The following is a 9,088-nucleotide window of genomic DNA, read 5'->3' on the forward strand; positions in this document are numbered from 1 at the left end:
GGTGGTGCCAGCCGCACCACCACACGGGAGAGGAAGAAGGGGTGAGGCAGATCACCACCAGGGGCCGCACGTCGCGGCTTCGGATGGAGTACCCTCGGCGACCCCGACCCACTAGTCAAATTTGAGGAATCTGACATCGCTGTGCACCGGCACCCCGCGGCAACGCCTTCCGAGATTTCAGAGCTGTCCCGCTGCTCCGCGGTCTTCATCCCCGCGGTTCCGTCCCGTACCGGCCTGATCGCCTTCTGGAACCCGGACGGTAGCACCCCTCCCGACGCGCCCGGGATCCTGTCGGAACTCACCGTGGCCGGAGCCGGCCGGCGGCGCCATACCGTGGCCGGCCTGCACCTTCCCGTACGGGAGGCCCTGCCGGTGCTGACCCGGGCGCGGGCGGACGGCCAGGCCTCCCCCGCCACCGCCTTCTGGGGCGCCGCCGCGCTGCTCGGCCTGCAGCTCGTCGCCCGCGGCCTCCTGCTGCCCGGGCTGAGCCCCAGCGACCACGACGCCTGGCGCGTCGGGCCGTTGGGCGCCGGGGACCTGGAGCGGATCCGGGAGCTCGCGGCGTCGATGCCGCCCACCGCCCACGCGGCCCCGCTGGAGACCGGCGCGACGGCGGACGGGCCGCTGCTGCTGCCCGAACCGGAGCGGCTGCTGCGGGCGTTCCTGGACGCGGTGGCGGACGGGCTGCCCCGGACCCCCGCCGCCGGATTCGCGGCGGCGGGCCCCGCGTTCGCCGCCCGGGAACCGCAGCACCTGCCCCAAGGGCGGTCCTGGGCCGCCGATGTGGCGGCCGGTCACGACGCGGGAATACGGCTCTCGTTGCGTATCGAGATCACGGGGGCGGCGTCCCCGGCCACCGAGGCCCCTCTTGATGACGACGCGGCGCCTTCGTTCCGTGCCGTCCTGCAGATCCACAGTGTCAGCGACCCCTCGATGGTCGCCGACGCGGCCGAGATCTGGGCGGGCGGCACCCGGAGCGCGGCGGCGTTCGGGCCGCGGGCCCGGATGGACGCCCTCCTCGCCCTGCGCCGTGCCGCCCGCGCCTGGCCGCCCCTGGCGCCGCTGCTGTCCGCCGCCGTACCGGACGCGGTGGAGCCGGCCGACGAGGAGGTCGCCGAGCTGCTGGGGCCCGCCTCGCGCGCCCTGGCCGCCATCGGCGTGCACGTGCACTGGCCCAAGGAGCTGGCGAGGAAGCTGACCGCCCGCGCGGTGATCGGCCCGGCCGACGGACAGGACGACAGCGGCGAAGAGGGTGACGTGCGGCGGGGGCGGACCGTCGCGGACACCCCGTCGTTCCTGTCCGCCGACGCCCTGCTCGCGTTCGACTGGCGGTTCGCGCTGGGCGACCGGCAGCTGAGCCGCGCGGACCTGGACCGGCTCGCGGAGTCCAGCAGACCGATCGTGCGGCTGCGCGACCAGTGGGTCCTCATCGACCCGGAGGAGGCGCGGCGGGCCCGGGAGACCCAGGACCGCAAGGTCACCCCCATCGACGCGCTGGGCGCGGCGCTGACCGGCTCCACCGAGGTGGACGGGCGCCGTGTGGAGGTGGCCGCGACGGGCTGGCTGGAGAGGTTGCGCAAGCGGCTGGCCGATCCGGAGTCGGCGGCTCAGCAGACGGTCGGACAGCCCGAGGCGCTGACCGCGACCCTGCGCGACTACCAGCTGCGCGGACTGAACTGGCTGAACACCATGACCTCGCTCGGCCTCGGCGCCTGCCTCGCCGACGACATGGGCCTGGGCAAGACGATCACGCTCATCGCCCTGCATCTGCACCGCCAGGGCGACCGGGACGCGGCCGGGCCGACGTTGGTGGTCTGTCCGACATCGCTGATGGGCAACTGGCAGCGGGAGATCGAGAAGTTCGCCCCGGGCACCCCCGTACGCCGTTTCCACGGCGCGTCGCGTTCCCTGGAAGGGCTGGCGGACGGCGAGTTCGTCCTGACGACGTACGGCACGATGCGTCTGGACGCGCCCCGGCTGGCGGCCGCCCCCTGGGGCATGGTCGTCACCGACGAGGCGCAGCACGTGAAGAACCCGCACTCGGCGACGGCGAAGCAGCTACGGACCGTCGGCGGCCGGGCCCGCGTGGCCCTCACCGGCACTCCGGTGGAGAACAACCTCTCCGAGCTGTGGGCGATCCTGGACTGGACGACGCCCGGGCTGCTGGGCCGGCTCGGAACTTTCCGTACCCGGTACGCCGCCGCCGTCGAGGGCGGCACGGACCCGGCGGCCGCCGAGCGGCTCTCGGCCCTGGTGCGCCCGTTCCTGCTGCGCCGCCGCAAGTGCGACCCGGGGATCGCCCCGGAGCTGCCGCCGAAGACGGAGACCGACCGTACGGTCTCGCTGACGGCCGAGCAGGCCGGGCTGTACGAGGCCGTGGTCCGCGAGACCCTCGCCGCGATCGCCGGCGCCGACGGCTTCGAGCGGCGGGGGCTCGTGATGAAGCTGCTGACGGCGCTGAAGCAGATCTGTAATCACCCGGCGCAGTACCTGAAGGAGGACCGGCCGCGGATCGCGGACCGGTCGGGGAAGCTCGAACTGCTGGACGAACTCCTGGACACGATCCTGGCCGAGCAGGGTTCCGTACTGGTGTTCACGCAGTACGTACAGATGGCGCGGCTGCTGGAGGAGCACCTGGCCGGGCGGGGGGTGCGTACGCAGTTCCTGCACGGCGGTACGCCGGTGGCGCGGCGCGAGGAGATGGTGAGCCGTTTCCAGGAGGGCGATGCTCCGGTGTTCCTGCTGTCCCTCAAGGCTGCGGGGACCGGGCTCAACCTCACGCGGGCCGGTCATGTCGTGCACTTCGACCGCTGGTGGAATCCGGCGGTCGAAGTGCAGGCGACGGACCGGGCGTACCGGATCGGGCAGACGCAGCCCGTCCAGGTGCACCGGCTGATCGCCGAAGGCACGATCGAGGACCGGATCGCGGAGATGCTCGCCCGCAAGCAGGGGCTCGCGGACGCGGTGCTCGGCTCGGGGGAGGCCGCGCTGACCGAACTGACCGATGCGGAACTGGCCGATCTGGTCGAGCTGCGAGGGGGCGCACGATGAGCGAGGACGACGAGCACGGCACGGGCACGGTGGATTCCGGCAGCGGAGCGGAGCGTACGTTCGCGCCGCTGCCTCCCCCGCCGGGCAGGGGTTTCGCCACCTCCTGGTGGGGCCGCGCATGGCTCCAGGCCCTGGAGGACACCGCCCTGGACGGTCAGCAGCTCAAGAAGGGGCGCCGGCTGGCCAGGGAGGGCGGCGTGGGGGCGGTCTCCGTACGCCCCGGCCGGATCACGGCAGTCGTGCGGGACCGGGACGGCACGGGCCACCGGAGCGATGTGCTGCTCCAGGAGCTGAACGACCAGGCGTGGGACCGCTTCCTGGACATGGCGGTGGACCGGGCCGGGCACATCGCCGCGCTGCTGGACCGGGAGATGCCGCCGCATCTGGTGGAGGACGCGGCGGGTGCCGGGGTGGATCTGCTGCCGGGCATCGGTGACCTGGACGGAGTGCACCTGCGGCACCTGGGACCACTGCCCCCACTCGGGCGCCCTGTGCTACCAGGTGGCGCGGCTGCTGGACGAGGACCCGTTCGTCCTCCTGCTGCTGCGGGGGCGCGGGGAGCGGCGGCTGCTGGACGAGCTCCAGGTCCGCAGCACCGCCCGAGCGGTGCGGGGTGCGGAGGGCGATGCGCCGGGGGAGGCGTACGGCGTCCCGGCCGACGAGGCGTTCGCCGCGGGCTCCATCCTGCCGCCGCTCCCCGTGCCGCCGCCCGTGCCCGAGGAGCCGGGGCTGCCGCCGTCGCTGGATACGGAGGCGGGCCCGCCGTCCGGCATCGACCCGGCGGCGCTGGAGGTCCTGGCCGCCGACAGCGCCGTACGGGCCCACCGGATGCTGCTGGAGGCGCTGGCTCCGGGGCACGAACGGCAGCCCATGGCGGCGGAGCTGACGCCGGAGCAGGACGCGGTACGGATGGCCGCCGACGCCCGCCCCGAGCCGTCGATCGCGAAGCGGCTGGCCGAGGGGAGCGGCCGGCCGCGCGCCGAGCTGGGGGCGGCGGTGAGCGCCTGGCGCTACGGAGGGGCAGCCGCGCTCGCGGTGCTCGACGAGGAGTGGGCCCCGGACGCGGACGCCCTCGCCCGGGCTCGCGCGCGGCTCGCGGCGGCCTGGGAGGAGGGGGAGCGGCCGCAGTTGCGGGCGACGCGGGCCCACTGGACGGTCGCGGGCGCCGATGTACAGCTCCGGTACGACCGCGACGGCCGGTGGTGGCCCTACCGCAAGGAACGCGGCCGCTGGGTGCCCGCGGGGCCTGCGGACGACGACCCGGCGAGCGCGCTGGCGGGGGCGTCGGCCGGGGGCGTGGGCGAAGGCTGAGGTCCGCGAGCAGGCATGGGGAACCGGAGCCTTCTTCCATACGTCATCAGCGGGAGACGGCTTCGGCCTCCTCTTCTCCCTTACGCGTCACCATTACAGCGACCCCGGCCTCCGATAGGAGTGCGATGCACCGCAGAAGGCTCCTTCAGGGGGCCGCCGTCACCGCGGCGGCGGCGCTCGTTCCGGCGTCGGCACGGGCCGTGACACCTTCGACCGCCGTCGCGGACCACCCGGCGGCTCTCTGGGCACCGGCCCACGGGGCGAACTACACCGTCCCCGCTCACCCTTCGGAGCGCCGCGTCGACCGCGTCGTCATCCACGTGGCCCAGCAGTTGTTCACCCCGACGATCGGAATCTTCCACGATCCGGCCAAGCAGGTCTCCGCCCACTACGTGGTGCGCTCCGGTGACGGTCATGTCGCGCAGTGCGTACGGGAGAGCGACATCGCCTGGCACGCGGGCGACTGGGACGTCAACGTCCGCAGCATCGGTATCGAGCACGAGGGATGGGTGGACCGGCCGGAGTTCTTCACCGACGTGATGTACCGGCGCTCGGCCCTGCTCACCGCGACGATCTGCGAGCGGCACGGCATACCCAAGGACCGGGCGCACATCATCGGCCACCACGAGGTGCCGGGCAGCGACCACACCGACCCCGGCGTGCTCTGGGATTGGGAGCGCTACCTCCGTCTCGTCAACGGCCCCTGAACCCGCGCCCATCACCCACCGCAGCCGGGTTGCCGCAAAGACCGGTGGCGACGACGATGGAGAGGCAGGACGGCCCGGACGGAGGGCGAGTTGACGGACCCCTGGGTGGCCCTGGCCGCTGATACGGACCCCGGTGAGCAGACGGGCGCGCTGCGCCGCGCGCACGAGGTGTTCACCTCGGCAGGACGGCTGGAACGGCCGGTGCGTACGGTGGTCGGCGAGTCGTGGCTCCGCTCGGCCCGGGCCCATGTCAGCCCGGACGGCGCCCCCGTGGTGGAGTTCGGCGCGGACGAGCTGGGCCCGTACCGTGAGGCGCATCCGCTGGCCCGGGCGATGCCCGTGATCCGGGAACTCATGGGCGCGTACGCAACGGACGGGGAGCATCTGCTGGCAGTCTGCGACGCCCACGGCAGGCTGCTGTGGGTCGAGGGCCACGCGGCGGCCCGCCGCCGGGCGGGGGCGATGAACTTCGTGGAGGGCGCCCGCTGGGCGGAGAGCGTGGCCGGGACCAATGCGCCTGGCACGGCCATCGCGGTCGACCGGCCGGTGCAGGTCTTCGCGGCCGAGCACTTCCTGCGCCCGGTGCAGCAGTGGACGTGCGCGGCGGCCCCGCTCCACGACCCGCACACCGGCCGGGTGCTGGGGGCGGTGGACATCACGGGCGGCGACCGGCTGGCGCACCCGCACAGTCTGGCCTTCGTCCAGGCGGTGGCGCGGGCCGCGGAGTCGCAGCTCGCGCTCCTGGCACCGGCGGCGGACGGCGGTTCGGTGCGGTTGAGCGCGCTGGGCCGGGACGAGGCGCTGCTGGTCGCAGGCGGCCGCAGGGTCCGGCTCAGCAGGCGGCACAGCGAGATCCTCGTCACCCTGGCCCGCCGCCCGGAGGGGCTGAGCGGGGACGAGCTGCTGATCGAGCTGTACGAGGACGAGTCGGTGCCCCCCGTGACGCTGCGGGCCGAACTCTCCCGGCTCAGACGGCTGCTGGGCCCGGACCTGCTGCACTCGCGCCCGTACCGGCTCGGCGTACCGGTGGACGCCGACTTCGACACGGTGGCGCGCAGGCTGGGGTCCGGGGCGGTGGCGGCGGCGCTGGAGGCGTACGCGGGCCCGCTGCTGCCGGGTTCGCGCGCCCCTGGAGTCGTACGGCTGCGCCACCGCGTCGCGGACGAGCTGCGGGCGGCACTGATCGCCCGGGGTGATCCGGGGCTGCTGGCCGACTGGGCGTACAGCCCGTGGGGCGAGGACGACCTGGCGGTGTGGCGGGCGCTGGCGGGGGCGGCACCAGCGCGGCGGCGGGCGGCGCTGCTGGCGAGGGTGCGGGGCCTGGACGCGGAACAGGGCGGCTGAGGCGGGGGACTCGGGCACCGGGCAGGGGCGGCTCAGGGGGCGGGGCGGCGGGGGCGGGCGGCGGACAGGGGCGCCTCAGGCGCGGGCCCGGCGCCAGCCAGGATGGCTCGGGCCCGCGCCCGGCCGCACGAGGGCGCCCATACCGGGGCGGCGTACCGCAGGACACCCGTCGGCCCCGTACCGCAACGGCGTTGCAACGTCCGGCCTCCTAGCCTCGCGCCGAGGGCCGTCCAACGGCGGGCGGCACCGGATCCGGGAGGCCACAGAGATGACCCGTTACGCCGCACCAGGCACCGAGGGCGCGATCGTCACGTACGCGTCCCGCTACGACCACTGGATCGGCGGCGCGTACGTCCCGCCGGCCCGGGGCGGGTACTTCGAGAACCCGAGCCCCGTCAACGGCCGCCCCTTCACCGAGATCGCCCGCGGCACCTCCGAGGACGTCGAACTCGCCCTGGACGCGGCGCACTCCGCCGCGCCCGCGTGGGGAGCGACCTCGGCCGGTGACCGGGCGGCCGTCCTGAACCGGATCGCGGACCGTATGGAGGCGCATCTGGAGGAGCTGGCGGTCGCTGAGAGCTGGGAGAACGGAAAGCCGGTGCGCGAGACACTGGCCGCCGACATCCCGCTGGCCATCGACCACTTCCGCTACTTCGCGGGGGTCCTGCGCGCCCAGGAAGGCTCGCTCAGCGAGCTGGACGAGGACACCGTCGCGTACCACTTCCACGAGCCGCTGGGCGTGGTCGGCCAGATCATCCCGTGGAACTTCCCCATCCTGATGGCCACCTGGAAGCTCGCCCCGGCGCTGGCCGCGGGCAACGCGGTGGTCCTCAAGCCGGCCGAGCAGACCCCTGCGTCGATCCACTTCTGGATGGGCCTGGTGGCCGATCTGCTGCCGCCGGGGATCGTCAACATCGTCAACGGCTTCGGCGAGGAGGCCGGAAAGCCGCTGGCCTCCAGCCCGCGCGTCGCGAAGATCGCGTTCACCGGGGAGACCACGACGGGGCGGCTGATCATGCAGTACGCCTCCGAGAACCTCAAGCCCGTGACGCTGGAGCTGGGCGGCAAGTCACCGAACATCTTTTTCGACGACGTCTCCCGCAGCGACGACGACTTCCTCGACAAGGCCCTCGAAGGGTTCACCATGTTCGCCCTCAACCAAGGCGAGGTGTGCACGTGCCCCTCGCGCGCCCTGATCCAGCGGGGGCACTACGGCGCCTTCTTGGAGGCCGGGATAGCCCGTACGGAGAAGATCCTGCCGGGCAACCCCCTGGACACCGACACGATGATCGGCGCGCAGGCGTCCGACGCCCAGATGCAGAAGATCCTCTCCTACCTGGAGATCGGCCGGCAGGAGGGCGCGAAGATCCTCACGGGCGGTGAGCGCGTCGAGCACGGCGGCGAACTGGCGGGCGGCTACTACGTCCAGCCGACCATCTTCGAGGGCGACAACCGGATGCGGGTCTTCCAGGAGGAGATCTTCGGCCCGGTCGTGGCGGTGGCCTCCTTCACCGACTTCGACGACGCCATCGCGACGGCCAACGACACCCTGTACGGGCTCGGGGCCGGTCTGTGGACCCGCGACACCAACACCGCGTACCGGGCGGGCCGCGCGATCAAGGCGGGCCGGGTCTGGACGAACTGCTACCACGCCTACCCCGCGCACGCCGCCTTCGGCGGCTACAAGGAGTCGGGCATCGGCAGGGAGAACCACAAGATGATGCTGGAGCACTACCAGCAGACGAAGAACCTTCTGGTGTCGTACTCACCGAAGAAGCTGGGCTTCTTCTAGGCACAGCAAAAAGGCGCCTGACCAGGGGTTTTCCCTGGCAGGCGCCCTTCAGGCCACCTCGTCCGCCTTGCCCGCCACCGCGACGACGTTCCCGACCAGGTCGAAGAGCCCGGCGGCGGTCATCGCCGTCAGATTTCGCCCGGTGGCCCCTCTCCTCGCCGACACCGGGGCCCTGGCCTTCGACCACGGCCAGATCCTGCGTGACGTCGTCGAACGCGCCCGGAACGCGCTCCAGTTCACGACCTTGACCTCCAGCTTCTGTGACCCGGCGTTCACGATCAGTGAGCTGCGCGGTACGAAGATCACCTGGGGTGGTCCTCCGGTGGCGCCGAAGACGGGCGCGAACAGGCTCTCCTTCGAGCTGGCGCTCCCCTCCGGCGCCGACTGGCAGGCGGAGGTGGGGCGCCTCGTCTCGCTCGGCGCGACACGCTCCGGGACGGGCGAGGGCGACGGCGAGGGGGGCCGCGTGCTGATGTTCGACCCCGACGGCAACGAGTTCTTCGTCCAGAGGCCCCGGTAGCCGCCCGGCACCCGGCCGTTACGCTTCCGACGTGACGCAGCACCCCACGGCGGAGGAACGACGGCCCGCGAACGACGGTATCCCCCGCCGGGGCCGCTGACGGTCATGTGCGCCTTGGTTCCGCCGAGGGTGATCACCACGTTCGTCGCCGAGTCGAGCCCTTCGGGCGTGGGCGGGAACCTCGACCGTCGCCAGGCGCCCGCCGTGCCGGTCGTACACGACGATCGCGGGCCGGCCGTGGAGGCCCCGGTAGAGGTTGCCGTCCGGGTCCACGGCGATCGAGTCGGTCCGGTCGAGCCGACGTGGTGGTCGAGCGGTCGACGGAGCGAAGGTCGCCTTCCACTAGTAGTGCTTGGTCATGTT

4 protein-coding genes and 3 pseudogenes are annotated in these 9,088 nt (G+C 73.3%); 6 read left to right on the top strand and 1 reads right to left on the bottom strand.

Features of this window, described 5'->3' with window-relative positions:
- Positions 1-141 precede the first annotated feature (141 nt).
- The 6 genes and pseudogenes from AMK21_RS31010 to AMK21_RS31035 form a co-directional block, all read left to right on the top strand.
- Positions 142-3,051, top strand: a complete 2,910-nt coding sequence (locus AMK21_RS31010) for a DEAD/DEAH box helicase (protein WP_073882476.1) — start codon at positions 142-144, stop codon at positions 3,049-3,051.
- Positions 3,048-4,362, top strand: a pseudogene (locus tag AMK21_RS31015) (SWF or SNF family helicase). The gene AMK21_RS31010 and the pseudogene AMK21_RS31015 overlap by 4 nt, the downstream one beginning before the upstream one ends.
- Before the next feature lie 125 nt (positions 4,363-4,487).
- The gene (locus AMK21_RS31020; protein WP_073882477.1) at positions 4,488-5,069 is read left to right on the top strand and encodes an N-acetylmuramoyl-L-alanine amidase; all 582 of its coding nucleotides are present in this window, start codon (positions 4,488-4,490) and stop codon (positions 5,067-5,069) included.
- Between the two features lie 90 nt (positions 5,070-5,159).
- On the top strand, positions 5,160-6,413 hold the full coding sequence (locus AMK21_RS31025; protein ID WP_073882478.1) for a GAF domain-containing protein: 1,254 nt from the start codon (positions 5,160-5,162) through the stop codon (positions 6,411-6,413).
- Positions 6,414-6,681: 268 nt separating this feature from the next.
- Complete coding sequence (locus AMK21_RS31030; RefSeq protein WP_073882479.1) at positions 6,682-8,205, top strand: aldehyde dehydrogenase family protein; 1,524 nt, start codon at positions 6,682-6,684, stop codon at positions 8,203-8,205.
- Positions 8,206-8,497: 292 nt separating this feature from the next.
- A pseudogene (locus AMK21_RS31035) lies at positions 8,498-8,725 on the top strand (VOC family protein); the annotation flags it as partial.
- 77 nt (positions 8,726-8,802) lie between these two features.
- On the opposite strand, the pseudogene AMK21_RS36405 reads toward AMK21_RS31035, so the two are convergent.
- Positions 8,803-9,016: pseudogene (locus AMK21_RS36405) on the bottom strand (SMP-30/gluconolactonase/LRE family protein); the annotation flags it as partial.
- Between the last annotated feature and the right edge of the window lie 72 nt (positions 9,017-9,088).

This window comes from Streptomyces sp. CB00316 (genome assembly GCF_001905595.1).
In the GTDB taxonomy this organism is placed as follows: Bacteria; Actinomycetota; Actinomycetes; order Streptomycetales; family Streptomycetaceae; genus Streptomyces.